Raw genomic sequence first — 24,856 nt, forward strand, 5'->3', positions numbered from 1 at the left:
TTATCTAACATATTTAACTGTTAAACTTATAATTTTTCCAATTATTTCAACATCTTCTATCTTACACTCGAAGGCTCTGTTTCCACCTTCAACGAAGATTCTCCCACCGGGTAAACGAGTAATGTCGCGGATTGTTATTTCGCCATCAATACTTATTACCCATTTACCATCACGTATATCATCAAATTCTTTATCACAAATAAATTCAGAATTATTAACTGTGACTACAAAAGGATTTTTAAACGTAGAGGGTAGAAATCCCTTATCAAAAATATAAACCCCGTCTTCCTGCAAGTCTCCATCAGACAATAAATATTTTACTACTTCTATAGCATTTGTTTTTGCTGATGCTTGCTTTGAACCATGCCCGGTCGTAAGCCAATGAAGTGAGATGCCTGTTTCTAGTGCGCACTGGATTACCCAATCTGCCGGAAAAATATCACGCATATAGCGTGTTGCCATGGTGCTCTTAGAAACACCTAAATGATCACAGAGAGCCTGACGGGTACCAAACCCATATGCTTCAACCAAACGTTCTATGGCCTTCTTACCACCGCTATTGAAATCCACGAGTCCTCCAGAGAAATCCAAAAATCGTTGACAGATTCCAAAAGCGATCTTAAAGTTGAACCAGAAGAGTTCTTTTGGAGCCTTCACTACTAATCACGACAAACAACGGCTCGCCACAAGCCATATCTAGAAGGAATGTTGCCTTATGACACCTAACATTTCAATTACTCTGAATACACCACATGTCACAATCGAACGTTATAGCGAACTAACTGGCCTTTCTATTGATACGATTAACGACATGTTGGCTGATGGCCGACTACCTCGTCATCGTCTTCGTAAAGACAAAAAACGTGAAAAGGTAATGATTAACCTAGCTGCTCTGACTGTTGATGCTTTGTCTGCTTAATAGACGTCTATTTTCGCAATAAGACGCTGAGTTCGATTTTGCGATAAGTTCGGAGTTGAAAACTATGTTTGATTACCAAGTTTCCAAACATCCACATTTTGATGAAGCCTGTCGTGCATTCGCACTGCGCCACAACCTAGTGCAACTGGCAGAACGTGCAGGCATGAATGTACAGATTCTGCGGAACAAGCTGAACCCAGCTCAACCTCATTTATTAACCGCACCAGAAATCTGGTTGCTTACCGATCTGACTGAAGATTCAACGCTGGTAGATGGCTTTCTGGCACAGATTCACTGCCTGCCATGTGTACCGATTAATGAAGTGGCAAAAGAGAAACTGCCGCATTACGTCATGAGTGCAACCGCAGAGATCGGGCGTGTTGCTGCAGGTGCGGTATCTGGCGATGTAAAAACCAGTGCAGGTCGTCGTGATGCTATCAGCAGCATTAACTCTGTAACACGACTGATGGCGCTGGCGGCTGTTTCATTGCAGGCCCGTTTACAGGCTAATCCTGCGATGGCGAGTGCAGTTGATACCGTGACTGGCCTCGGTGCTTCATTCGGTTTGCTGTGAGGTGCTTATGCTGACGAAAGAACCATCATTTGCATCGCTGCTGGTAAAACAAAGCCCGGCAATGCACTACGGTCACGGCTGGATCATGGGTGAGGATGGTAAACGCTGGCATCCATGCCATTCACAAGATGAATTGCTGGCAGAACTATCAACGAAAAAACGGGGGAACAAATGGCTATTGAAGGCGCTGCGGCGACTGTTCCATTAAGCCCCGGTGAACGCCTGAATGGACTTAATCATATTGCGGAGTTAAGGGCGAAAGTATTTGGCCTTAATATTGAGTCAGAGCTTGAGCGGTTTATTAAAGATATGCGTGATCCACGGGATATCAATAATGAACAAAATAAACGGGCACTGGCTGCCATATTCTTTATGGCAAAAATTCCAGCTGAACGTCATAGCATCAGCATTAATGAGCTGACCACTGACGAAAAGCGGGAGCTGATTAAAGCAATGAATCATTTTCGTGCAGTGGTGAGCTTATTTCCCAGACGGCTAACCATGCCGAATTAACCAATTAATGAAATTCATGGCGTAAACCCGCCGGGCATCCCTTTATCTAAATTCAGGAGAATTGATTATGCGTAATATTGAAACCCTCACGACTAAAACCGGACCGGATGATGCAGGTCTTAATCTTTTACTGACAGAGGCCCGTCTTGAAGAACGTCGGGCAAGGGCTGAGGCAATGGCTGCCCGCCTTGATAGCCTGGCGTGTCATATCACATCCCGCCAGCTAAACCACGTGGAAGCAGCAGAACTGCTGCGTGTGACTGCTGAAGCAATCCAGAACGAAGCGCAGGAGATCCACTAATGGCTGATGCAATGGATCTCGTACAGCAGCGCGTTGAAGAAGAACGCCAGCGCCATATCCGTGCTGCCCGTGCCAAAACACCGGGCGTGTCTCGCGTGCTTTGCATTGAGTGTGAAGCGCCAATTCCGCCAGCACGCCGCCGTGCCATTCCGGGTGTGCAGCTTTGCATTACCTGCCAGGAAATTGCAGAGCTGAAAGGCAAACATTACAACGGAGGTGCTGTATGAGCACCATCCTGAAATGGGCGGGAAATAAAACCGCCATTATGTCCGAACTGAAAAAACACCTTCCTGCTGGCCCGCGACTGGTTGAACCTTTCGCGGGTTCCTGTGCTGTGATGATGGAGACGGATTATCCCTGCTATCTGGTTGCGGATATTAATCCTGATTTAATCAACCTCTATAAAAAGGTTGCCGCTGATTGTGAGGTGTTTATATCTCGTGCCAGAGCTTTATTTGAGGACGCAAACAGGGAGGTGACTTATTACAACATAAGACAGGAGTTTAATTACTCAACTGAAATTACTGATTTCATGAAAGCGGTATATTTCCTGTATCTCAATCGTCACGGTTACCGTGGGTTATGTCGTTATAACAAGAGCGGGCATTTCAACATTCCATACGGTAATTATAAAAATCCGTATTTCCCTGAAAAAGAAATTCGCGCATTTGCAGAGAAAGCCCAGCGAGCAACGTTTATCTGCGCCAGCTTTGATGAAACGCTGGCGATGCTGCAGGTGGGGGATGTGGTGTATTGCGATCCGCCTTATGACGGTACGTTTTCCGGTTATCACACTGACGGCTTCACTGAAGATGACCAGTATCACCTGGCATCCGTTCTTGAACATCGGTCATCAGAAGGACATCCGGTCATTGTTTCTAACAGTGACACATCCCTGATCCGTTCGCTGTATCGCAATTTCACTCACCACTACATCAAGGCAAAACGCAGCATCGGCGTAGCAGCTGGTGAGAGTAAATCTGCAACAGAAATCATCGCTGTTTCTGGGGTGCGCTGCTGGGTGGGATTTGATCCTTCGCGTGGCGTGGATAGTTCTGCCGTGTACGGAGTGCGTGCATGAGCCATGCTGATATGAACAACTGCAGCGGCTTTAACGAGGCCGCCGCAGCATTCTCATGGAACAGCCCGAAAAAGGCTATTAACCCTTATCTGGACCCGGCGGAAGTTGCGCCGGTTTCTGCGCTTTCAAACCTGATCACTCTGTACGCTGCCGATAACGAGCAGGAACAACTGCGCCTCGAGGCACTGAGTGATCAGGTCTGGGAGCGTTATTTCTTTAATGAATCCCGTGATCCTGTCCAACGCGAAATGGAGCAGGATAAGCTCATTAGCCGGGCAAAGCTGGCGCATGAGCAGCAGCGTTTTAATCCGGACATGGTCATACTGGCGGACGTTAACGCCCAGCCTTCCCATATCAGCAAGCCGCTGATGCAACGTATTGAATACTTCAGCAGCCTGGGCAGGCCAAAGGCTTATTCCCGCTATTTGCGTGAGACGATTAAGCCATGTCTGGAACGACTGGAGCATGTACGCGAGAGTCAGCTATCCACTTCTTTTCGCTTTATGGCAAGCCATGAAGGGCTGGACGGCCTGCTGAACTTGCCTGAAATGAGTCAGGATCAGGTGAAACGCCTGTCTACTCTTGTCGCTGCGCATATGAGCATGTGTCTTGATGCCGCTTGTGGTGATTTGTACGCCACCGATGATGTTAAGCCAGAAGAAATCCGCAAGACATGGGAAAAGGTGGCAGCAGAAACCCTGCGACTGGATGTCATACCGCCTGCGTTTGAGCAACTCCGCCGGAAAAGAAACCGCCGTAAACCCGTGCCCTATGAACTCATTCCGGGTTCGCTGGCACGTATGTTGTGCGCCGACTGGTGGTACCGGAAATTATGGAAGATGCGTTGCGAATGGCGGGAAGAGCAGTTGCGTGCTGTTTGCCTGGTCAGCAAAAAAGCATCTCCCTATGTCAGCTATGAAGCCGTGATGCATAAACGTGAGCAGCGCCGTAAGTCGCTGGAGTTTTTCCGTTCTCATGAACTGGTGAACGAAGACGGCGACACGCTGGACATGGAGGATGTGGTAAACGCCAGCAGCAGCAACCCTGCGCATCGCCGCAATGAGATGATGGCCTGTGTTAAAGGTCTGGAGCTTATCGCGGAAATGCGCGGTGACTGCGCCGTTTTCTACACCATCACCTGTCCGTCACGTTTCCATTCCACGCTAAATAACGGCAGGCCCAACCCGACCTGGACAAATGCGACGGTAAGACAAAGCAGTGATTATCTGGTCGGCATGTTTGCTGCATTTCGTAAGGCGATGCACAAAGCCGGATTGCGCTGGTATGGCGTGCGGGTGGCTGAGCCGCATCATGACGGTACAGTTCACTGGCACCTGTTGTGTTTTATGCACAAAAAAGACCGCCGCGCCATCACTGCATTACTGCGTAAGTTTGCCATCCGTGAAGACCGCGAGGAGCTGGGCAATAACACTGGGCCGCGCTTTAAGTCTGAGTTGATTAACCCGCGTAAAGGTACGCCAACAAGCTACATCGCGAAATACATCAGTAAGAACATTGACGGGCGTGGTCTGGCTGGCGAGATCAGCAAGGAAACGGGTAAATCCCTGCGTGATAACGCTGAATACGTTAATGCCTGGGCGTCTCTGCATCGTGTTCAGCAATTCCGCTTCTTTGGCATTCCGGGGCGTCAGGCTTACCGTGAACTGCGATTGCTGGCTGGTCAGGCGGCAAGGCAACAGGGGGACAAAAAAGCAGGTGCGCCGGTACTGGATAACCCGTGCCTTGATGCCATCCTGGCTGCTGCTGATGCTGGTTGTTTTGCCACCTACATCATGAAGCAGGGCGGCGTACTGGTTCCCCGCAAATATCACCTGATCAGAACCGCTTATGAAATCAACGAAGAGCCGACCGCCTATGGCGATCACGGCATTCGTATTTATGGCATCTGGTCACCCATTGCAGAGGGCAAGATCTGCACTCATGCCGTGAAGTGGAAAATGGTTCGTAAGGCCGTTGACGTTCAGGAGGCGGCAGCCGACCAGGGCGCTTGCGCCCCTTGGACTCGTGGCAATAACTGTCCCCTTGCTGAAAATTTGAACCAACAAGGGAAAGACAAATCAGCTGATGGGGATACCAGAACGGATATCACCCGCATGGATGACAAGGAGTTGCACGATTACCTGCACAGTATGAGCAAAAAAGAGCGCCGGGAACTGGCAGCAAGGTTACGCCTGGTGAAACCGAAACGGCGTAAAGACTACAAACAGCGAATTACAGACCATCAGCGACAGCAGCTCGCCTATGAACTGAAGTCCAGAGGATTTGATGGTAGCGAGAAAGAGGTCGATTTACTCCTTCGCGGCGGCAGTATTCCGTCAGGAGCAGGCCTGCGTATCTTCTATCGGAACCAGCGTTTGCAGGAAGATGATAAGTGGCGGAACCTGTATTAATTACGCGGGTTAACAATTCGTGCTCTTAATAATACCAAGCATATCAGGCTGATGAACGTAAAAAAACGTTTTACATCAGTAAGATTATTATATACTGTAAATATAAACAGTGGTTATGTATACAATATTTCTTTGGTGTTATAGGAGGAAAGATGCAGGACTATTTTTTGGAGTCTTTGAAGCTCCAGCGCATTGATTTTTTTCTTAAGCTTGTAGCGGCTAGTGAGTGTAGTGATGAAGAGAAGGGGCTGGCTTTGCAGTGGGTTTCTGAATTGACTGATGAACTCATGGCAAAAATCAGAACCCACGAATACAACCGCTCAATGGATGTCATCAGTTGAGGTGACTTTTATGCGCATTGAAATAATGATCGATAAAGAGCAGAAGATTAGCCAGTCTATCCTGGACGCCCTTGAATCCGAGCTTTACCGCAATCTGCGCCCCCTGTATCCCAAAACGGTAATTCGTATCCGCAAAGGTAGCTCTCACGGTGTGGAACTTACCGGACTGCAACTGGACGAAGAAAGAAAACAAGTGATGAAAATTATGCAGAAGGTGTGGGAAGACGACAGCTGGCAGCATTAAGAAATGTTGCCCCCAGGAGGATTCATTCTGATGGGGGCTAGTTTGGGCAATGAGTGAAATAAGGCGTAAGGTGGGCGGTCATTTTTATAAGTGATCGTCCGCTTTGTGCCAGAAGCGAACATTTCTTCTGCTATCTTTCGTCAATTAACGAATGGCAGACTAATTTGCAACGGATAATCTGAATTTTGTAAGATTATGGGTATTCCTATAATATTTACCAATAATAACCTTACAATGTACACTACCGATTGAATTTTCCATAGTTGGCCTTTGGCTCTACTTACCATCTATGTTTATGTATTTTATAAAAATGGACTAAAAATGCACAATACGTACATCAAAGACTATATAGAATATTACCTTAGCCTTAAAACTGAACCTCAATACGCCATTATGCTTAAAGGTGCTTGGGGATCAGGTAAAACTTGGTTCATTGAACGAGTTCTTGAAGAATATAAGCAGAAACATTCAGAGTTCAAATTTCTAAAAGTGAGCTTGTATGGCGTCAACTCTATTGAGCAGATTGAAGATGAGTTCTATCGTCAATTGCATCCTGTCCTATCAAACAAAGCCCTTATCTTTGGTGCAAATGTACTAAAAAATACGCTTAAGGCTACTTTCAAGATCGATCTTAATGGCGATAATAAATCTGACGTAGATATCAATAGCAATGTTCCCACCATTAATCTTAGCGACTTTACTAGAAAACCAGATGGTTTTGTGCTGGTCTTTGATGATGTCGAGAGAGCTGGTGTAGATTTACCAATCTTATTTGGATATATAAATCACTTTGTGGAAGTAAACGGATACAAAGCGATCTTGGTTGCCAATGAAGATGAAATAATCAATAGAGAAAAGCGAATAAATAATGATGATGAGAAATATCGCAATGAATACATGAGAACAAAAGAAAAGCTAGTAGGTAAAACATTTGAAGTAACGTCAGATTTACATAGTGCTTGTAAGATTTTCTTGAGCGTAATTAGTAGTTTGCATGTTGCTAATATATTTAAAGAAGATATGCAGACAATAGAGGACCTCTATGTGTCAGCGAATTATAATAATCTAAGACACTTGAGGCAGTTCTTTCTCGATGTACAACGAATTATTTCCCTTTTGGGAGATAAATATTTAAGTAACGATGAATTTATAAGGGTGTTTTTTCATCAATTGTTAATTTTTTCGATGGAGTACCGGGGAGGGAATCTTAGCTACGAGGATTTCAATTCAATCGGCAATGTTAATTATGGTATGTTTTTGGGTAAAGAACGCGTCAAAAGTAAGTATGACATGATTGTCGAGAAATATTCGTCTCCTGTATTAACCGAGAAGTTACTGGATGGCGCGTCTTGGAGAGAACTAATCTGTGATGGAAAGGTAACGGGTGATCTTCTTGCTCAGTTGGATGTTACGCGTTTTTTTAGAAGCAGCGATTCACCAGCATGGAGGTGTTTGTGGAACTATAGAGAACTAAATGAAACTATGCTTTATGAGCAGTACGCTATTGCTAAGGATAACCTATTTTCAGGTAAGATCACTACCTTAGGTGAACTCCTGATGACAGCGAGTATTTTGCTGGAAATGGCGAAAGAAGGTCTAACAACAGATGATGTTCATGATCTCATAAATGAGACAAAACAGAATATAAATAATTATTATAATAGACTGAGAGCTGAAGATGTACATAAGGAATATGCGCAAACGCATTATAACGAATTAAGGGGATGGCGTAGTTTAAGTTTTCTTGACAGGGATAGTGATGACTTTAAGCTCATTATTGAACATATTAAAATAGCAAGGAAGAAACGGTTTGATGAATCAATTTCGGAATTTGCATTGCAGTTCAGAGATGAGTTACAAAGGGGAAAATCATCGTTGTTATCTGAATTGAGTCATTCTAATAATAGACAGTTAAATCTTCATGACGTACCTTTTTTACACTTAGTTCCTGCTGATGTTTTCATTGAAAGCTATAGGAAACTTGATCCAGTTATCATGAGGAAACTGGCATTTAGCTTACGGAGTCGTTATTCTGATGCGGATGCCAGAACTAGACTGATTGAAGAATATAACTGGTTGATCAACCTAAAAGATATAGCTGTAGATTTCATTCAAAACTCAGAAAATAGCGTTTTTCAGGTCTTCCACGTAAAAATTTTCATTGACTATGTACTAACTGACGCAATCAAATTCTTTAGTGATGGGACAAATTAATATTTTGTTGATTAACATAGGGCTATATTATGAGAAGTACTAGGGATGGTCAGCAACATTATTAACGTCCGCTTCGCTCAAAGCAGGCTTTGTGCTTTGTAAGTACGTATGTTTCGTTTTTCAAGCGATCATTCGGTTACTGGATTTCAGTTCCCCCGTAAGTGCATGACTATGCCGCATGAGATCGCATGATCGTTTGCGGATCGTTTTTGCTAAGGCCCGCCAGAACTGGTGGGATTTTGCGTAGATCATGCACCTGCATGAAAACCGCTACATAAAGCGGGCAGGCGTGGCGGGGATATGAGCGCGCGGCTGAACGATTAAAATCGCACATCCCCTGTAAGTGATAATTGCTATGATTTACTGACGGCCTTTGGATATACAATCATTATGTTGTGGTTGTTTTTATACTTGACATTGCCATAAATGCAATCTTTTAAACCGGATCCACTATCAGTGGATCCGGCCTACAATTCAATTTATAATTACCTATGTTATTAACTACATCACTGGAAAAGACAGATGAAAGTTTTTTTGGATACAAATATATTTTACAATAATTGGTTTGCTAAAAATGCTAATTTTAAACTTCTTTTCCATTTTTTGAATAATGAATGTAACGACTTGTTATTATCAAATTTAGTAATTGAGGAGACTAACAATATCAGGAATAGAGAGCTCAAAAATCAATTAAATGAAATGCGTTCCATTATTAGTAAAATTAAAAAGCTTAATCAGAATCCAATAGATTTTAAAATTGAAAACTTAGGTATTGAACAATATGATTTGAAAGAAATATTAAATAAGGAAGTTGATAATTTAATTTTAATAGATTATAACGATATTCCACATGCTAAGGTGGTTGGTAGGGCCCTTGAAAAGATAAAACCTTTCTCAGAACAAGAAAAAGGATACCGTGATACGTTGATCTGGTTATCTTTTCTTCAATATATCAAATCATCAGGGGGTAATGATGATTTTGTATTTATTACTGAGAATAGCTCAGACTTTTTTACCAACAGTAAAGGTCCTGCAACGTTTAATGATGATCTTCTAAGAGATATTGAAGAGTTAGGCATAACACAAAAAATAACTCCATATCGGAAGCTATTTGACTTCGTTACATCATCTATTGATAAGAGTATCCATGCTTTTGATCATGCAAGAAGTGAGCCTTATTTCGAGGAGTTTCTAGAAGGTGAGTGTATCGATTATTTATCAAGTTTTAATCACATGATGCTTAGTCAATACCTTGAAAATAATATTTTTGAGTCTAGAGTTTCGAATGTTTTGGATGTTAGAGTTGATGTCATCGAAGATTTCGAGGATGGCTATATTGAAGGCATCACTTCAATTGATGCGGATAAATATTACATTGCCTATTCTTTTAATTTGAGACGGGTTTTTATTGAAGTGGATATTCCTTATTTGGATTATATTGAAAATAAAAGCGATTTAGATTCGGCATTCCCATTTACTCATGGTGATGGTGACGTTGTGACTTTAGAGATTTTGGTTAGACCGTATTTTACAGTGAGCTTTATTTATTCTCCATCTGAGAATGAATTCGATTCGTTTTCTGTAGATGACCTTTGGTTGAAACGTTAGTATCTAATGCTCTAAATTAAAGCCACGGTTCTAATATTAATTATTGGCGTGGCTTTTAAAAAATGGCAATTAGCTAAGTATATATGTCTCAAATTTCAAAATTTCATGGCCTAACCATTTATTTAGTTCCATCATCCTTTTTTGCAATGGCAATAATTCATTCCTCAAAAACACTAAACTCGCTTTTTCCACATCCCCAAACCCCCCAACATTATTCGGCATAATCCCCATCATCTGTGGCGGAACACGATGCGCAGCCATCATGTCATCACGGCTCACGTTTTTGATATTCAGAAACTCATCCTTCGCTGCGACTTCTGACAACGGGATAATCTGAAGTCCGTCTTTTTTACCATTAGGCGAGTACATAAACAGATTGCGGAAGTTGCCAGGGCCTTTGGCGCTTTTCATCGCATTGCGGAGGTTGTTCACATCCTCCTGGTTCTGCGCGGCATCGGTCATGTACATGATGAAGCCTGCATGACTACCGTTAATGTAATACTTCCGGCGGAACAGCGTGGCGGACTCGTTGAGCAGAGCGGATGGAATAGCAGAAAGATAGCCAGGCAGGCCGTAGATCTCCTGATTAATATCCGGTTCCATCAGATGAAAGATGCTGCCTTTCGTGAACTGATACGGCTGGGTTGCCATACCGTATTGCACAAACCAGTAGGTATCCAGGTCTAATCCGCGTCGAGTGTATTTTGCCAGGGCAGGTTCAAGGGCGATAACTTCACCGAAGCGGTTCGTGCGTTTCTCCAGGTAGGCGTTACCAAATACCAGATAGTCCTGCACAAAACGTGAAAAAGCCTGCTGGCTGAGCAACGGGTGAGGGATATAGGTGCTGGTCAGAATGTTGCACTTTACTGCAATCGGTGAGCTGTGGTGTACGGCGGCGCGGAAGGTTCGCGCCAGGCCGTCGAAACTCACTGGTGGCTCATACCAACGGTCCATCTGTACGCATTCCACATAGTCCAGCAGTTCGCGGCGGTCCAGAACAGGAACGGGATCACCGAAGCTGAATGCTTCGGCTGAAGTTTGGTTTTTATGCTGGATCTGATTCGTCGCCGCAGCGCGTTTTTTCTTACTCTTTCCCATCAAAAAATCTCCACAATATTGCTGGTATTGGCGGACTCGCCCTGCAGCGGTTCGTTAAACAGTGCGTGCATTGTTGCCCAGGCCAGATCGGCATGGCTGGCTTCTTCGCTGCGGCTGGCTTCATAGGTCGGGCGGTTGCCACTGGCAGTGGTGGCGCGACGGATTGCCATAAATGACTGCGCAATGTCGGTGTGCCCGGCGTCAAACTCCAGACGGCGGTGGCTGATAATGTCGTAGGCCTTGAGTACCAGGGCGTTTTTAACGTTGGGGTTGTAGACAAACTCCCTGACGGCAGGAAAAAATGCTTTCACGTTCTCGTAAACCCCGTGACCGACGCCGGTCGAGTCGATGCCGATATAGGTCACGTTATACTGTTCGGTCAGTTTTTTGATGGCGTCAGCCTGGGCGCGGAAGTCCATCCCGCGCCACTGGTGACGCTCAAGAATGCGGAACTTACCGCCCGGCACGGCTGGCGGTGCCACCACCACGCATCCGGCGCTGTCGCCGTTCTGCGTACCTTTTGCCGGGTCATAACCGATCCAAACCTCGCGCCAGCCAAACGGGCGCAGCGCCAGTGCATGAAAGTCGGTCCAGACTTCCCAACTGTCCACCATGCACGCCTGCAGCTCGCTGAGCGGGAACACGGACGCGAGATCGTCCACGAACTCACACATCAGCAGGTTCTGGTATTCGTCCGGGCTGTACTCCATGCGCAACTGGTCGAGATCGAACAGGTTACAGCCGCCGCGCACCGCATCTTCCACGGTGACTATCTGGCGGTATTGCCCGTCTGCGCACAGCAGGCCGGGGGCCAGATTGTTGTGGGACAGGTCGATGTCCACCTTATCGGCTTTGTTGCGCCCACGATTGAACAGCGCACCGGACCAGAACGGATAAGCACTGTGGGTCAGGCTGGATGGCGTGGAAAAATAGGTTTGTCGCCATTTTTTGTGAATAGCCATACCGGAAGCCACTTTGCGCAGCTCCTGAAATTTCGGTATCCAGAAATATTCATCCAGATACAGGTTGCCGTGATAACTCTGGGCCGTGCGGGCATTGGTGCCGAGGAAGTAAAGCGTGGCACCGTTAGGAAGCACCATCGGATCGCCTTTCAGCTCCACTTCGACTTCTTTGGCAAAATCGATGATGTACTGCTTAAAGACGTGCGCCTGTGCCTTACTGGCAGAAAGGAAAATCTGGTTACGTCCGGTAAGCAGGGCGTCAATCAGGGCTTCACGGGCAAAGTAAAAGGTCGCGCCGATCTGGCGTGACTTCAGCAGATTACGGATGCGGTTGGTTTTTCCTGCTTCCCACCAGTGGCGCTGGTAGTTGAACATGGAGGAATGGAAGATTTCTTCCAGCTTCTCAATCTGTTCATCGGTGAAAACATTCTTTTCCGGCTGACGGCGCGGCCCTTTGTTGCGGTTGGCGACGTTAGGGTTTAAGTCGGCTTCGTTGCCGCCATTGTTAAACTTGCCGATCCGCGCGTGGCGCTCCGACTGGCGCGCCAGCAGGTCAATCTCTTTGAAATCTTTCCCTTCTTTGTGCTCCTTCATAATGAGCTGGCAGTAGCGTGCGGCGGTGGTGAGCTGCATCTGATCCAGCGGCCCATAGTCACCCCACTTGTCGCGTTTTTTCCAGCTGTGAACGGTTGCAACTTTCTCGCCCAGCATTTCAGCAATGCGGGCTACGCGGTATCCCTGAAAGTACAGCAGCATGGCCTGCCGACGGGGATCGAGATCTGCGGGTGTCAGTGTGGTGTTCATGGCACAAACCTACAGCCTTGAATGAAGGCTTTCCCCGCCTGCGGTTTGTGTGGTTGTCGGTACAAAGACCGCGCATTGTTTCACTGCCCCCATCACCGCAACCATAAGGCTCCAGTAAGTTTTTTCTAACGGAGCACGGCTCATGACAGTGAAAGCAAAGCGTTTTCGCATCGGGGTGGAAGGTGCCACTACCGACGGACGCGAAATCCAGCGTGAATGGCTGGAACAGATGGCAGCCAGCTACAACCCGGCGGTGTATACCGCGCTGATTAACCTTGAGCACATCAAGTCTTATCTGCCGGACAGCACCTTTAACCGCTACGGCAAGGTGACGGCGCTGTTTGCTGAAGAAATCACGGAAGGTCCGCTGGCGGGCAAGATGGCACTGTATGCCGACGTTGAGCCAACGGAGTCCCTGGTGGAACTGGTGAAAAAAGGCCAGAAATTATTCACATCTATGGAAGTCAGCCCGAAGTTCGCTGATACGGGCAAAGCCTACCTGGTTGGCCTGGCCGCCACTGATGATCCAGCCAGTCTGGGTACGGAAATGCTGACATTCAGTGCCAGTGCAGCCCATAACCCGCTGGCAAACCGCAAGCAGAATCCCGCCAATCTTTTTACCGCTGCAGAGGAAACGGTGATCGAACTGGAAGAAGTCCAGGACGAAAAACCATCCCTGTTTGCCCGTGTCACGGCGCTGTTTACCAAAAAAGAGCAGTCCGATGATGCCCGGTTCTCTGATGTGCATAAGGCCGTGGAGCTGGTCGCCACTGAGCAGCAAAACCTGAGTGCGCGCACCGAAAAATCCCTGTCTGAACAGGAAGAACGCCTGTCTGAGCTGGAGACAGCCCTGCAGGCACAGCTGACCGCCTTTAACGAACTGGTGGACAAGCTGAGCCATGAAGACAGCCGCCAGGACTACCGCCAGCGTGCAACAGGCGGTAACGCCCCCGCTGACACTCTGACCAATTGCTGATGGAGCACAAAACCTGATGAAGAAGAATACCCGCTTTGCTTTTAACGCTTACCTGCAGCAGCTGGCGCGTCTGAACGGTGTGGCAGTTGAAGAACTGTCCAGCAAGTTCACCGTGGAGCCGTCTGTACAGCAGACGCTGGAAGACCAGATCCAGCAGTCCGCCGCTTTCCTGACACTGATTAACGTCACGCCAGTGACTGAGCAGTCCGGTCAGCTGCTTGGATTGGGTGTTGGCAGCACCATTGCCGGAACCACTGATACCACCGCGAAAGAGCGTGAGCCTGTCGATCCGACGCTGATGGTCGATGTGGAATATAAATGCGAGCAGACCAACTTTGACACGGTGCTGACCTACGCGAAGCTGGATCTGTGGGCGAAGTTTCAGGATTTCCAGGTGCGCATCCGTGACGCCATCGTGAAACGTCAGGCACTGGACCGCATCATGATCGGCTTTAACGGCGTGAAGCGTGCGAAAACTTCCAACCGTAGCGAAAACCCGCTGCTGCAGGATGTGAATAAAGGCTGGCTGCAGAAAATCCGTGAGGATGCACCGGATCACGTCATGGGCAGCACCACCACGGGCGGCGAAACCACACCGGGTGCGGTGAAAGTCGGGAAAGGTGGCGAATATGCCAACCTGGACGCTGTGGTGATGGATGCGGTCAATGAGCTTATCGACGTGGTCTACCAGGACGATGACGATCTGGTAGTGATTTGCGGTCGTGAACTGCTGTCTGACAAGTATTTCCCGCTGGTCAACAAAGAGCAGGAAAACAGTGAAAAACTGGCAGCCGATATGATTATCAGTCAGAAACGCATGGGCGGTCTGCAGGCCGTGCGTGCGCCGTTCTTCCCGCCGAATGCGCTGCTGATCACCCGTCTGGATAACCTGTCCATCTACTGGCAGGAAGACACCCGCCGCCGTTCAGTTATCGACAACCCGAAACGTGACCGGATTGAAAACTTTGAATCTGTTAACGAAGCCTATGTGGTTGAGGACTACCGCTGCGCTGCACTGGTGGAAAACATCCAGATTGGCGATTTCAGCGCCGCCGCAGCAGAAACCGGAGCGTAACCCATGAGCCTGAGTCCCGCACGGCAGCATCGCCTGCGCGTTCAGGCTGAACAGGCCGCCCGTGAGGGCGGCAGCGTTCGCCACGCGTCGGGCTATGACCTGATGCTGCTGCAACTGGCGGAAGACCGCCGCCGTCTCAAGGGTGTTCAGTCCACGGTCAAAAAAGCGGAAATCAAGGTGGAACTGCTGCCGAAATACGCCGCCTGGGCAGAGGGTGTCCTGGCTGCCGGAGGCGCGCAACAGGATGACGTGCTGATGTACGTGATGCTGTGGCGCATTGATGCCGGAGATTATGCCGGGGCGCTGGAGATCGGGCGTCACGCCCTGCGTCATGGCTGGGTGATGCCGTTGGGTAACCGCAACGTGCAGACCGTGCTGGCAGAGGAAATGGCAGACGCAGCGCAGAGCGCAATGCTTGCCGCCACCGGCTTTGATGCTGATCTGTTGCTGCAGACGCTGGAGCTGACAGACGGTCTGGATATGCCGGACCAGTCACGGGCACGTCTGCATAAAGCGATTGGCGCTGTCCTGAGTGAAAGCAATCCGGCTTCCGCCCTTAATCATCTCAACCATGCGTTACAGCTCGATCCCCGCTGTGGCGTGAAAAAAGACAAACAGCAGCTGGAGCGCAGACTGCGCAATGACAGCCGCTGACAGAACGTGCCCCCGCGCACGGGCGGCACGGGGTGGCGAAAGGCACTGCCACATCAAAACCCCGTCCACCGCCCTTTATTTCAGGAGAAAGCAGCATGAAGTTTGTTGCGCCAGAACAGGCACCGGAACAGGCGGAAATCATCAGAAATACGCCGTTCTGGCCTGATGTGGACCTGTCGGAGTTTCGCAGCGTGATGCGCACTGACGGCACGGTGACGCAGCCGCGTTTAAAGCAGGTTGCGCTGTCGGCAATTTCGGAGGTCAACGCAGAGCTGTATGAGTTTCGCAGACGCCAGCAGATGCTGGGGTATGCCTCGCTGGCAGAGGTTCCGGCGGAACAGCTGGACGGCAAAAGTGAGCGCATTCAGCACTATTTCAACGCGGTTTACTGCTGGGCACGCGCCATGCTCAACGAACGTTACCAGGACTATGACGCCACGGCATCCGGTGTGAAGCGGGGCGAAGAACTGGCAGAAGCCAGCGGTGATTTGTGGCGTGACGCCCGCTGGGCCATCAGCCGGGTACAGGATGCGCCGCACTGCACAGTGGAGCTTATCTGATGAAAGTGCGTGCGCATCAGTATGACACGGTGGACGCGCTTTGCTGGCGTCATTACGGGCGCACGCAGGGTGTCACGGAGCAGGTACTGAAGGCAAATCCGGGGCTTGCCGAATACGGCCCCTTTTTACCTCACGGGCTGCAGGTGGAGCTGCCGGACATTCCGACCACCACCACCGTGCAGACCGTCCAGCTATGGGACTGAATTATGACGCTTGAGCGAATCAGCGCCTTTATCACGTATTGCATCGCCGTTGTGCTGGCCTGGCTGGGCGATTTGTCCATCAAGGATGCCTCAACGCTGGGCGGCCTGATGATTGGTGTGCTGATGCTGGCTATCAACTGGTACTACAAACACAAAGCCTACCAGCTTCTGCGCGACGGGCAGATCTCGCGGGAGGACTATGAATCCATCAATCGTTAAACGCTGCCTTGTCGGGGCCGTGCTGGCTATTGCTGCCACGCTGCCGGGTTTTCAGCAGCTTCACACCTCCGTGGAAGGGCTGAAACTGATTGCCGATTACGAAGGTTGTCGTCTGCAGCCGTATCAGTGCAGCGCGGGTGTCTGGACCGACGGCATTGGTAATACGTCGGGCGTCATTCCCGGCAAAACCATTACGGAGCGACAGGCAGCAGAAGGGCTGATCTCCAACGTGCTGCGTGTGGAGCGGGCGCTGGAAAGGTGTGTGAAGCAACAGCCACCGCAGAAGGTGTATGACGCTACGGTGTCGTTTGCCTTCAACGTGGGGACGGGCAATGCCTGTAGTTCCACGCTGGTGAAATTGCTCAATCAGCGGCGCTGGGCGGATGCGTGCCGACAGTTGCCGCGCTGGGTGTATGTAAAAGGTGTGTTTAATCAGGGGCTGGATAACCGCCGTGCGCGGGAGATGGCCTGGTGCTTACAGGGAGCAAACTGAAATGAAAAAGAAAGTAATCAGCGGGCTGTTTCTGATGTTATGGATGGCGCTGTTGATCGCAGCAATGGTGTATCCGCAGGGGATTTTTCCGGTACTGGCAGCGTCCGGTGTCTGGGTAGCCTGTCTGCTGACATGGGCGGTAATTCCGGTATCACTGGCTGCGTTAATTAAGAACGGCCCGCTCTGGCAGGAGTTGAGGGCATCTTTGCTGAAGACCATTACCCGAAAAGAAAACGTATTTATCAGCTGGGTGATGCGATTGCTGATTGTCGTAAGTCTCGCCTGGACGGGGTGGGCCATTACCCTGGTCTTTTATCTGCTGACCGTTATTGCCTTCCGGATCACCCGTAACCAGATGGCGCAACAGGTAGCAGCATGAACCGGTTGCTGCTGGTTATGCTGGCGTTATTACTGGCGGCGCTGGGCTGGCAGACGTGGCGGCTGGCTGATGCCAGCCAGACCATCAGCACGCAGGCAGACGAGCTGCAGAGCAAAAGCCAGGCACTGGCAAAGAGCAACAGCCAGCTTATCAGCCTGTCCATTCTGACTGAAACCAATAACCGGGAGCAGGCGCGGCTCTATGCCGAAGCTGAACAGACCAGCGCATTGCTGAGACAACGACAACGCCGGATCGAGGAACTGAAAAGTGAGAACGAGGATTTACGCCGCTGGGCTGATACTCCTTTGCCTGCTGACATTATCCGGCTGCGGGAACGTCCGGCACTCACCGGAGGTGCAGCTTACCGTCAGTGGTTGTCCGCGAGTGACGCCGTGTCGGCTGGATCAGGCAGCGCCGCGCACTAACGGTGATCTGAACGCATTGCTGGATGAAACGGAGGCTGCCTGGGCGGTCTGTGCAGACAAAGTGGACATGATTATTGCGTGTCAGGAGCGAAACAGTGAACAAACCACAATCCCTGCGCCACGCCCTCAATAAAGCGGTGCCTTATGTCTGTAATAACCCGGACAAACTGCATCTGTTTGTGGATAACGGTTCGCTGGTTGCCACGGGGGCCAGCTCCATGTCATGGGAGTACCGTTATACCCTGAACGTGGTGATCGAGGATTTCAGCGGCGACCAGAATCTGCTGATGGCTCCGGTTTTGCTGTGGCTGCGGGATAACCAGCCCGATGCCATCAATAACCCGACGTTACGGGAAAAGTTATTCACCTTTGAGGTGGATATTCTGCGCAATGATGTCTGTGATATCAGCCTGAACCTGCAACTGACGGAGCGTGTGCTGGTCAGCACTGACGGAAGTGTGTCGAGCGTTGAAGCGATAACGGAACCCGATGAACCTGAAGAAATGTGGACGGTGAAACGTGGCTGAACTGCAGAAAGTGGACGACTGGCTGAGTGCCTTGCTGGCGAATCTGGAGCCAGCCGCAAGAATTCGCATGATGCGTCAGCTGGCGCAGGAACTGCGCCGGACACAGCAGCAGAATATCAGGATGCAGCGCAACCCTGACGGCAGCAGCTATGAACCGCGACGGGTAACAGCACGCAGTAAAAAGGGGCGCATCAAACGTCAGATGTTTGCAAAGCTGCGCACCACAAAATACCTGAAAACTGCCGCCAGCGCCGACTCTGCCAGCGTACAGTTTGAAGGCAAGGTGCAGCGTATTGCCCGTGTTCACCATTACGGTCTGCTCGATCGTGTAAGCCGCCGGGGGCCAGAGGTACGTTATGCGGAGCGGCTGTTACTAGGTTTTACTTCATCTGACAAAGATGAAATTGCATCTGTCGTTTATAAATGGCTAAGGCCTTAATTCCTTCGTTATATTTACTCTTTGTAAATTCGAGCTGGCTCGTTGTACTCTATTTCTCTCAGTCGACCATTTTTAATGGTGAAATTACCTTTTTCTGATTTAAATTCCCCACCACATTTACAAGGCTTGTTATCAGTAATAGTGTAGTTTTTTAGTATTAGTTCATCATCGTTGTCAAAGGTGGGGATTATTTTTTTAGTTTCAGCGCATTGCGTGCACTTAACTTGCAATTCCGGGAGTGTGGTACAAGCTGTAAGGCTCAGTTCGACATTCTCTGGAACAATGTAATATCCTAGCAATGGTGTCCCACGACTTTCTGAAACACCTTTATATGTATTGGTTATGCCTCCAATAAATGCAAGGATTTCATCATACGCTTGAGTATTACGCATTGTTACCCAGCAATCTCGATCTTCATAACTATACTCACGACCTGCAACGCAAATTGCTGTAACGTAACGAAAGTCTTCTTTGTATATTTTTTTATACCTTTCGGCTTCAGTAATTCCATTTGGTGATAAGTCGCTACTTAGAGCGAATATTACCGAGCGAAGTTTCTCTATTTTGTGTTGGATTAGTTTGCCTGATTCATCTTTTATTCCAGGTAAGTAACCGAATTTCTCATTAAGTTCTTTTGCACTTGAGTGTGCAGAGCTGAGTTCCGATGAGCTTAATGTGGTTTTTACCTCAATGGTATATAGAACTGATTCTATTGGGAATAACCCTGTGGCACCATCGATTAATATCGGAGGGAGTATTGATTTATTGTAAATAATAATATCTATTTGAGGTGATAACTTTCCTGAATACTGTTCAATGATTTGCCCTGTGCCAATGCCAACATCTGCGGGCAAAAGAGGTCGAAATAGTTGACTTAATAATATTTCTAGAACAGCTCCCTTAACACCCTGGTGGGAAAATCCTGCAGCACTTTTGGCTTGAGCAATCGCCGATTCGACCTTCCCTCTAAGTAAAGCCTGATACTGGTTCTTATTTTTCATGTTTGTTTCTCAACCAAGTAGTTAACAATTTTTATATAGTAATTCTTAATTGTGTCATGGACCAGACTAAGCTCACCTTGTTCTTAGATACATCATTCATGGCAATCTATAGCTATGAACGCACAACTCACAGAAATCATGCGCCTTATCACCAACCTAATCCGCACCGGAACTGTAACGGCAGTGGACCGGGACAACTGGCTGTGCCGGGTGAAAACGGGTGAGCTTGAAACCAACTGGATTAACTGGCTGACGCTGCGCGCGGGCAACTCGCGCACCTGGTGGAAACCGTCTGTGGGGGAGCAGGTTGTGCTGTTCAGCCTGGGCGGCAATCTGGAAACCGCCTTTGCCCTGCCTGCCGTCTATTCAAACCAGTTTCCGCCGCCGTCCAGGTCTGAGGACGGCAACGTGACGGAATACCCGGACGGCGGCTGGTTTGAGTACGACCCCGAAATCGGGCGCTGGTACGTTCGGGGTATTAAATCCATGGTGATCGAGGCGGTGGATAACGTCACCTTCAAAACCGGGGAGTTTATCGTGGAAGCCGACACCACCCGTATTAACAGTGAGGTGGTGATCAACGGTGGTGTGACTCAGGGCGGCGGCCCGATGAGTTCCAACGAGATCGTGGTGGATGACCACGCGCACAATAAAGTGAAGTCTGGCGGCGACACATCGGGAGGCCCGGTATGACGATGTATTACGGCATGAACAGCGCAACGGGCAAGACCATTACTGATATTGACCATCTGCGCCAGTCAGTGCGGGACATTCTGCTGACGCCGCAGGGTAGCCGCATTGCCCGCCGGGAATATGGTTCCCTGCTGTCGGCACTGATAGATCAGCCACAAAATTCGGCGTTACGCCTGCAGGTCATGTCGGCAGTGTATGTGGCGCTGAGTCGCTGGGAGCCACGGCTGACGCTGGATTCCATCACCATCAACAGCGATTTTGACGGTTCAATGGTGGTGGAGCTGACCGGGCGGCGTAATAACGGTGTGCCTGTTTCCCTTTCCGTATCAACAGGAGCAGAGAATGGCAGTGATTGACCTTTCGCAGTTGCCTGCGCCGCAGATTGTGGATGTGTCGGACTTTGAGACGCTGCTTGCCGAACGCAAGGCAGAATTTGTGGCGCTTCATCCGAAAGATGAGCAGGAAGCAGTGATCCGCACGCTGGAACTGGAATCTGAACCCGTCACCAAATTGTTGCAGGAGAACGCTTATCGTGAGCTGCTTCTGCGCCAGCGCATTAACGAAGCCGCGCAGGCGGTGATGGTGGCTTATGCGATGGGCGGCGATCTGGACCAGCTCGCTGCCAACTACAACGTGAAACGCCTGACGGTGACGCCTGCTGATGATGACGCTGTACCGCCCGTTGCGGCTGTGATGGAAAGCGATGAAGCGTTACGCCTGCGTGTGCCTGCAGCCTTTGAAGGACTTTCAGTTGCGGGGCCAACTGCCGCTTATGAATTTCATGCACGAAGCGCCGACGGTCGGGTGGCGGATGCCAGTGCAACCAGTCCGGCACCTGCAGAGGTGGTGCTGACTGTCCTTAGCCGCGAAGGCGACGGAACAGCAGAAAAAGACCTGCTGGACGTGGTGGAAAAAGCCCTGAACAGTGAGAACGTCCGCCCGGTGGCTGACCGTCTGACGGTTCGCAGCGCAGAAATCATCCCGTACCGGGTGGATGCCACCATTTTTCTCTATCCGGGACCGGAAGCAGAGCCGGTAATGGCAGCGGCAAAAGCCAGTCTGCAGAGGTACATTGCCAGTCAGACGCGGCTCGGTCGGGATATTCGCCGTAGTGCCATTTTTGCCGCGCTGCATGTTGAGGGTGTGCAGCGTGTGGAACTGGCTTCTCCGCTGGCGGATGTGGTTCTGAACAAAACGCAGGCGGCATCATGTACGCAGTGGAGCGTAACCAACGGAGGAACGGATGAATAGTCTGCTGCCACCGGGTTCAACACCACTGGAGCGCCGACTGGCACAAACCTGCAGCGGGATTTCTGATTTGCAGGTGCCGCTACGTGACTTGTGGGATCCGGCTACCTGTCCGGTCAGTTTCCTGCCTTATCTCGCCTGGGCGTTCTCTGTGGATCGCTGGGACGAGAGCTGGACAGAAAGCGTCAAACGCCAGGTGGTGAAGGATGCTTTTTATATTCATCAGCACAAAGGAACCACCAGTGCCGTGCGGCGGGTGGTGGAGCCGTTCGGCTTTCTGATCCGCATTATTGAGTGGTGGCAGACCGGAGAAACACCAGGCACGTTTCGCCTGGATATCGGCGTGCAGGATCAGGGCATCACTGAAGATACCTATCTGGAACTTGAGCGACTGATAAGCGATGCCAAACCATGTAGCCGTCACATGATCGGCATGTCCATCAATCTGCAGACCAGCGGTCCGCATTGGGTGGGGGCCGCCAGCTATCTTGGCGAAGAAATCACGATCTATCCGTATATCAACGAAACAATTATTTCTGGCGGCACCGCGCATGAAGGCGGGGCGATCCATGTTATTGACACAATGAGAGTGAATCCATGAGCACAAAATTTTATACCCTGCTGACGGATATTGGCGCGGCGAAACTTGCCAGCGCCGCCGCGCTCGGTGTGCCTTTAAAAATTACCCATATGGCGGTCGGCGATGGCGGCGGGACATTGCCAACGCCGGACGCAAAGCAGACTGCACTGGTAAATGAGAAACGCCGGGCTGCGCTGAATATGCTCTATATCGACCCGCAGAACAGCAGCCAGATTATTGCTGAACAGGTGATCCCTGAAAACGAGGGCGGTTGGTGGATACGTGAAGTGGGCCTGTTTGATGAATCCGGGGCATTGATTGCCGTGGGCAACTGCCCGGAAAGCTATAAGCCGCAACTGGCTGAAGGCAGCGGGCGTACCCAGACCGTGCGTATGGTGCTGATTACCAGTAGTACGGACAATATCACCCTGACAATCGACCCTGCTGTAGTACTGGCGACTCGCAAGTATGTGGATGATAAGGTACTGGAGCTGAAGGTGTACGCGGATGATCAGATGGCAAAACATCTTGCCGCACTGGACCCGCATTCACAGTATGCACCCAAAGAAAGTCCGACGTTTACCGGAACACCCAAAGCGCCAACGCCAGCGGCGGGGAATAATACCACGCAGGTTGCGACCACTGCGTTTGTTCAGGCGGCACTGACGGCTCTTATTAATGGTGCGCCAGCCACGCTGGACACGCTGAAAGAAATAGCCGCAGCCATTAACAATGATCCGAAATTCAGCACCACCATTAACAATGCGTTAGCACTGAAAGCGCCGCTGTCGAGTCCGGCATTCACCGGAACGCCAACAGCACCGACTGCGGCACAGTCGGTCAACAATACACAGATTGCCACCACGGCTTTTGTGAAATCGGCGATTGCAGCAATAGTGGGTTCTGCACCTGCGGCACTGGATACGCTGAACGAACTGGCGGCGGCGCTGGGGAATGACCCGAACTTTGCCACGACAATGCTTAATGCACTGGCGGGAAAACAACCGCTGGATAATACGCTGACTAATTTGAGTGGAAAGGATGTAGCTGGTCTTCTCACATACCTTGGGCTTGGCGACGGAACAGGCCGACTGGTGAAATGTCAGGTGTTCAAAGCCTCCGGGACATATACGCCAACTGCAGGTATAAAGTTTGCGATTGTTGAAGTGGTTGGCGGTGGTGGCGCTGGCGGCGGATGCCAGGTCGGTACAGGGGGCAATGCTGCCTGCGGCGGAGGGGGAATGTCGGGAGAATACGTTAAAGCCCGCATAGACCATCCGGTAGTAACAACGGTTACCGTTGGGTACGGAGGAACGGGAGCCAGTGCAATGCCGGGGGCGACAGGGGGAAGTTCAGCATTTGGTGACGTTGTTACCGCAAAAGGGGGGGGGGTGGAGCTGTAATGACAGAGGGTAATAATGTAGCCGTTGTAGGGCCTGCTGGTGCATACACACCTGGATTCACGGGGGCGAATATTTTTGGCAGTGGCAGTGGCTATACCATGCCAGGTGTTCGCTATTCAGGATTGCTGGCAATGGGAGGACCTGGTGGCAGTTCTGTTCTGGGTGAGGGCGCGGGTTCACAGGCCATTGCCGGAGAAGGAATTAATGCTAATGGACCAGGTGGCGGTGGTGGCGGTGCCTGTGTTTACGGCGGCGCGACACAGCAACGTGCTGGAGGTGCAGGGATGGCAGGCATTGTAATTGTATGGGAGTACGCATAATGAATTATGCAATGGTGAGAGATGGTGTTGTTGTCAACATTGCGGTATGGGATGGGGAGAGTGAATGGGCTACGGATGGTTTTCAAGTGTTCCCACTTGCTGATGGAGTGCGCATTGGCTGGCTTTTCGCTGATGGTGAATTTATTGCTCCGCCAGCCCCCGTAAAAACATATGAAGAGCTGGTTAACAATGCTGAACAGGAAAGACAATCACGGCTTGCAGATGCTAATGCCGTAACAGCAGACTGGCGGACTGATTTATTTCTGGGAACCATTAGTGATGAAAATAAAGCAAAGTTGATTATGTGGATGCAGTATGTCAAAGACGTGAAAGCTGTCGATACATCTACTGCTCCGGACATTGAATGGCCTGATAAACCTGCATTGTAAAAAACTGGCAGGTAGATTTTCATGCCTGCCAGTTTTTAACCAGCTCATTTTGGAAACACGATAAAACAGGCTACTGGCACGTTGCAAATCAACATGATAGAGATACTCTCGCCCTGGTTGAGTTCAGGAGAACTGTAATCCTGGGACAGTTTTTGATGATGGTAATGACCATTTATATTGTGAAAGATATATTTGTGAGCGT

At 49.6% G+C, this 24,856-nt stretch carries 35 protein-coding genes; 31 read left to right on the top strand and 4 right to left on the bottom strand.

Translation table 11 applies throughout. The features are described 5' to 3' along the window. A complete protein-coding gene (locus FEK47_RS04095) occupies positions 1-570 on the bottom strand; it encodes a phage repressor protein CI (protein ID WP_135486442.1) in 570 nt (189 codons plus the stop codon). 145 nt (positions 571-715) lie between these two features. Between FEK47_RS04095 and FEK47_RS04100 the strand changes: the two genes are divergently transcribed. From FEK47_RS04100 to FEK47_RS04155, 12 genes are all read left to right on the top strand, one after another. Beyond that, positions 716-919, top strand: coding sequence for a hypothetical protein (locus FEK47_RS04100; protein ID WP_000188450.1), 204 nt, complete (start codon positions 716-718; stop codon positions 917-919). A gap of 64 nt (positions 920-983) precedes the next feature. After that, positions 984-1,493 (top strand): phage regulatory CII family protein, encoded by a 510-nt coding sequence (locus FEK47_RS04105; protein ID WP_000460893.1) that lies wholly within the window; start codon positions 984-986, stop codon positions 1,491-1,493. Between the two features lie 7 nt (positions 1,494-1,500). After that, the gene (locus tag FEK47_RS04110; RefSeq protein ID WP_097499988.1) at positions 1,501-1,701 is read left to right on the top strand and encodes a phage filamentation protein Fil family protein; all 201 of its coding nucleotides are present in this window, start codon (positions 1,501-1,503) and stop codon (positions 1,699-1,701) included. Then, positions 1,665-2,006 carry a DUF5347 domain-containing protein gene (locus tag FEK47_RS04115; RefSeq protein ID WP_000963473.1) on the top strand — a complete coding sequence of 114 codons (342 nt, stop codon included), beginning with the start codon at positions 1,665-1,667 and terminating at the stop codon, positions 2,004-2,006. The genes FEK47_RS04110 and FEK47_RS04115 overlap by 37 nt, the downstream gene beginning before the upstream one ends. Before the next feature lie 67 nt (positions 2,007-2,073). After that, on the top strand, positions 2,074-2,307 hold the full coding sequence (locus FEK47_RS04120; protein ID WP_001244230.1) for a DUF2732 family protein: 234 nt from the start codon (positions 2,074-2,076) through the stop codon (positions 2,305-2,307). Continuing rightward, on the top strand, positions 2,307-2,534 hold the full coding sequence (locus FEK47_RS04125) for a TraR/DksA family transcriptional regulator (protein WP_000752613.1): 228 nt from the start codon (positions 2,307-2,309) through the stop codon (positions 2,532-2,534). The genes FEK47_RS04120 and FEK47_RS04125 overlap by 1 nt, the downstream gene beginning before the upstream one ends. Further along, positions 2,531-3,388 (top strand): DNA adenine methylase, encoded by an 858-nt coding sequence (locus tag FEK47_RS04130; protein ID WP_135486441.1) that lies wholly within the window; start codon positions 2,531-2,533, stop codon positions 3,386-3,388. Before FEK47_RS04125 ends, FEK47_RS04130 begins: the two co-directional genes overlap by 4 nt. After that, positions 3,385-5,799: a replication endonuclease gene (locus FEK47_RS04135; RefSeq protein ID WP_138183113.1), complete on the top strand. Its 2,415-nt coding sequence runs from the start codon at positions 3,385-3,387 to the stop codon at positions 5,797-5,799. Before FEK47_RS04130 ends, FEK47_RS04135 begins: the two co-directional genes overlap by 4 nt. Positions 5,800-5,951: 152 nt before the next feature. Then, positions 5,952-6,140, top strand: coding sequence for a hypothetical protein (locus tag FEK47_RS04140; RefSeq protein ID WP_001154434.1), 189 nt, complete (start codon positions 5,952-5,954; stop codon positions 6,138-6,140). Positions 6,141-6,150: 10 nt separating this feature from the next. Then, positions 6,151-6,384: a DinI-like family protein gene (locus tag FEK47_RS04145; RefSeq protein ID WP_021515781.1), complete on the top strand. Its 234-nt coding sequence runs from the start codon at positions 6,151-6,153 to the stop codon at positions 6,382-6,384. 321 nt (positions 6,385-6,705) lie between these two features. Beyond that, positions 6,706-8,598 carry a P-loop NTPase fold protein gene (locus FEK47_RS04150; RefSeq protein WP_138183114.1) on the top strand — a complete coding sequence of 631 codons (1,893 nt, stop codon included), beginning with the start codon at positions 6,706-6,708 and terminating at the stop codon, positions 8,596-8,598. 522 nt (positions 8,599-9,120) lie between these two features. Beyond that, positions 9,121-10,206, top strand: coding sequence for a PIN domain-containing protein (locus FEK47_RS04155; protein ID WP_021515779.1), 1,086 nt, complete (start codon positions 9,121-9,123; stop codon positions 10,204-10,206). Positions 10,207-10,275: 69 nt separating this feature from the next. Here FEK47_RS04155 and FEK47_RS04160 read toward each other — a convergent pair whose 3' ends face one another. Next, positions 10,276-11,304 (bottom strand): phage portal protein, encoded by a 1,029-nt coding sequence (locus FEK47_RS04160; protein WP_138183115.1) that lies wholly within the window; start codon positions 11,302-11,304, stop codon positions 10,276-10,278. Further along, positions 11,304-13,070, bottom strand: coding sequence for a terminase ATPase subunit family protein (locus FEK47_RS04165; protein WP_001098422.1), 1,767 nt, complete (start codon positions 13,068-13,070; stop codon positions 11,304-11,306). Before FEK47_RS04165 ends, FEK47_RS04160 begins: the two co-directional genes overlap by 1 nt. Positions 13,071-13,212: 142 nt before the next feature. On the opposite strand from FEK47_RS04165, the gene FEK47_RS04170 reads away from it, so the two are divergent. The 12 genes from FEK47_RS04170 to FEK47_RS04225 all read left to right on the top strand — a co-directional run bounded on the left by FEK47_RS04170 (position 13,213) and on the right by FEK47_RS04225 (position 19,020). Beyond that, positions 13,213-14,046, top strand: coding sequence for a GPO family capsid scaffolding protein (locus FEK47_RS04170; protein ID WP_028985445.1), 834 nt, complete (start codon positions 13,213-13,215; stop codon positions 14,044-14,046). A 16-nt stretch (positions 14,047-14,062) separates the two neighbouring features. After that, positions 14,063-15,121, top strand: coding sequence for a phage major capsid protein, P2 family (locus FEK47_RS04175; RefSeq protein WP_000742511.1), 1,059 nt, complete (start codon positions 14,063-14,065; stop codon positions 15,119-15,121). A 3-nt stretch (positions 15,122-15,124) separates the two neighbouring features. Then, a complete protein-coding gene (locus FEK47_RS04180; RefSeq protein ID WP_000059191.1) occupies positions 15,125-15,775 on the top strand; it encodes a terminase endonuclease subunit in 651 nt (216 codons plus the stop codon). Between the two features lie 95 nt (positions 15,776-15,870). Further along, positions 15,871-16,335, top strand: coding sequence for a head completion/stabilization protein (locus tag FEK47_RS04185; protein ID WP_000673523.1), 465 nt, complete (start codon positions 15,871-15,873; stop codon positions 16,333-16,335). Continuing rightward, complete coding sequence (locus FEK47_RS04190) at positions 16,335-16,538, top strand: tail protein X (protein ID WP_000868175.1); 204 nt, start codon at positions 16,335-16,337, stop codon at positions 16,536-16,538. Before FEK47_RS04185 ends, FEK47_RS04190 begins: the two co-directional genes overlap by 1 nt. Before the next feature lie 3 nt (positions 16,539-16,541). Next, positions 16,542-16,757 carry an HP1 family phage holin gene (locus FEK47_RS04195; protein ID WP_000171568.1) on the top strand — a complete coding sequence of 72 codons (216 nt, stop codon included), beginning with the start codon at positions 16,542-16,544 and terminating at the stop codon, positions 16,755-16,757. Beyond that, on the top strand, positions 16,738-17,250 hold the full coding sequence (locus tag FEK47_RS04200) for a lysozyme (protein WP_001069909.1): 513 nt from the start codon (positions 16,738-16,740) through the stop codon (positions 17,248-17,250). Before FEK47_RS04195 ends, FEK47_RS04200 begins: the two co-directional genes overlap by 20 nt. 1 nt (position 17,251) lies before the next feature. Further along, positions 17,252-17,629 (top strand): DNZ54_00345 family protein, encoded by a 378-nt coding sequence (locus tag FEK47_RS04205; RefSeq protein WP_130258418.1) that lies wholly within the window; start codon positions 17,252-17,254, stop codon positions 17,627-17,629. Next, positions 17,626-18,054, top strand: coding sequence for an Rz-like lysis system protein LysB (lysB, locus tag FEK47_RS04210; RefSeq protein WP_135486439.1), 429 nt, complete (start codon positions 17,626-17,628; stop codon positions 18,052-18,054). The genes FEK47_RS04205 and lysB overlap by 4 nt, the downstream gene beginning before the upstream one ends. After that, positions 17,939-18,187 carry an Rz1-like lysis system protein LysC gene (lysC, locus tag FEK47_RS25330; protein WP_223196690.1) on the top strand — a complete coding sequence of 83 codons (249 nt, stop codon included), beginning with the start codon at positions 17,939-17,941 and terminating at the stop codon, positions 18,185-18,187. The genes lysB and lysC overlap by 116 nt, the downstream gene beginning before the upstream one ends. Then, entirely contained in the window at positions 18,150-18,581 is a 432-nt protein-coding gene (locus FEK47_RS04220; protein ID WP_135486438.1) for a phage tail protein, read from the top strand. Before lysC ends, FEK47_RS04220 begins: the two co-directional genes overlap by 38 nt. Further along, positions 18,574-19,020 (top strand): phage virion morphogenesis protein, encoded by a 447-nt coding sequence (locus tag FEK47_RS04225; RefSeq protein WP_135486437.1) that lies wholly within the window; start codon positions 18,574-18,576, stop codon positions 19,018-19,020. Before FEK47_RS04220 ends, FEK47_RS04225 begins: the two co-directional genes overlap by 8 nt. 14 nt (positions 19,021-19,034) lie before the next feature. Here FEK47_RS04225 and FEK47_RS04230 read toward each other — a convergent pair whose 3' ends face one another. After that, positions 19,035-20,021, bottom strand: coding sequence for a DUF6602 domain-containing protein (locus FEK47_RS04230; protein ID WP_138183116.1), 987 nt, complete (start codon positions 20,019-20,021; stop codon positions 19,035-19,037). A 114-nt stretch (positions 20,022-20,135) separates the two neighbouring features. On the opposite strand from FEK47_RS04230, the gene FEK47_RS04235 reads away from it, so the two are divergent. The 7 genes from FEK47_RS04235 to FEK47_RS04260 are packed head-to-tail and all read left to right on the top strand — an operon-like array spanning position 20,136 to position 24,654. Then, entirely contained in the window at positions 20,136-20,714 is a 579-nt protein-coding gene (locus tag FEK47_RS04235; RefSeq protein WP_135486435.1) for a phage baseplate assembly protein V, read from the top strand. Continuing rightward, positions 20,711-21,070 (top strand): GPW/gp25 family protein, encoded by a 360-nt coding sequence (locus FEK47_RS04240; protein ID WP_135486434.1) that lies wholly within the window; start codon positions 20,711-20,713, stop codon positions 21,068-21,070. Before FEK47_RS04235 ends, FEK47_RS04240 begins: the two co-directional genes overlap by 4 nt. Then, complete coding sequence (locus tag FEK47_RS04245) at positions 21,057-21,965, top strand: baseplate assembly protein (RefSeq protein ID WP_135486433.1); 909 nt, start codon at positions 21,057-21,059, stop codon at positions 21,963-21,965. The genes FEK47_RS04240 and FEK47_RS04245 overlap by 14 nt, the downstream gene beginning before the upstream one ends. Further along, the gene (locus FEK47_RS04250) at positions 21,958-22,563 is read left to right on the top strand and encodes a phage tail protein I (protein ID WP_135486432.1); all 606 of its coding nucleotides are present in this window, start codon (positions 21,958-21,960) and stop codon (positions 22,561-22,563) included. The genes FEK47_RS04245 and FEK47_RS04250 overlap by 8 nt, the downstream gene beginning before the upstream one ends. Next, entirely contained in the window at positions 22,560-23,945 is a 1,386-nt protein-coding gene (locus FEK47_RS04255) for a phage tail protein (protein ID WP_240727707.1), read from the top strand. The genes FEK47_RS04250 and FEK47_RS04255 overlap by 4 nt, the downstream gene beginning before the upstream one ends. Next, on the top strand, positions 23,945-24,265 hold the full coding sequence (locus FEK47_RS25335) for a hypothetical protein (protein ID WP_240727705.1): 321 nt from the start codon (positions 23,945-23,947) through the stop codon (positions 24,263-24,265). Before FEK47_RS04255 ends, FEK47_RS25335 begins: the two co-directional genes overlap by 1 nt. After that, the gene (locus FEK47_RS04260) at positions 24,265-24,654 is read left to right on the top strand and encodes a tail fiber assembly protein (RefSeq protein ID WP_039067821.1); all 390 of its coding nucleotides are present in this window, start codon (positions 24,265-24,267) and stop codon (positions 24,652-24,654) included. Before FEK47_RS25335 ends, FEK47_RS04260 begins: the two co-directional genes overlap by 1 nt. Positions 24,655-24,856 lie beyond the last annotated feature (202 nt).

Origin of the sequence: Escherichia sp. E3659 (assembly GCF_005781135.1) — a bacterium.
Classification (GTDB): Bacteria; Pseudomonadota; Gammaproteobacteria; order Enterobacterales; family Enterobacteriaceae; genus Escherichia.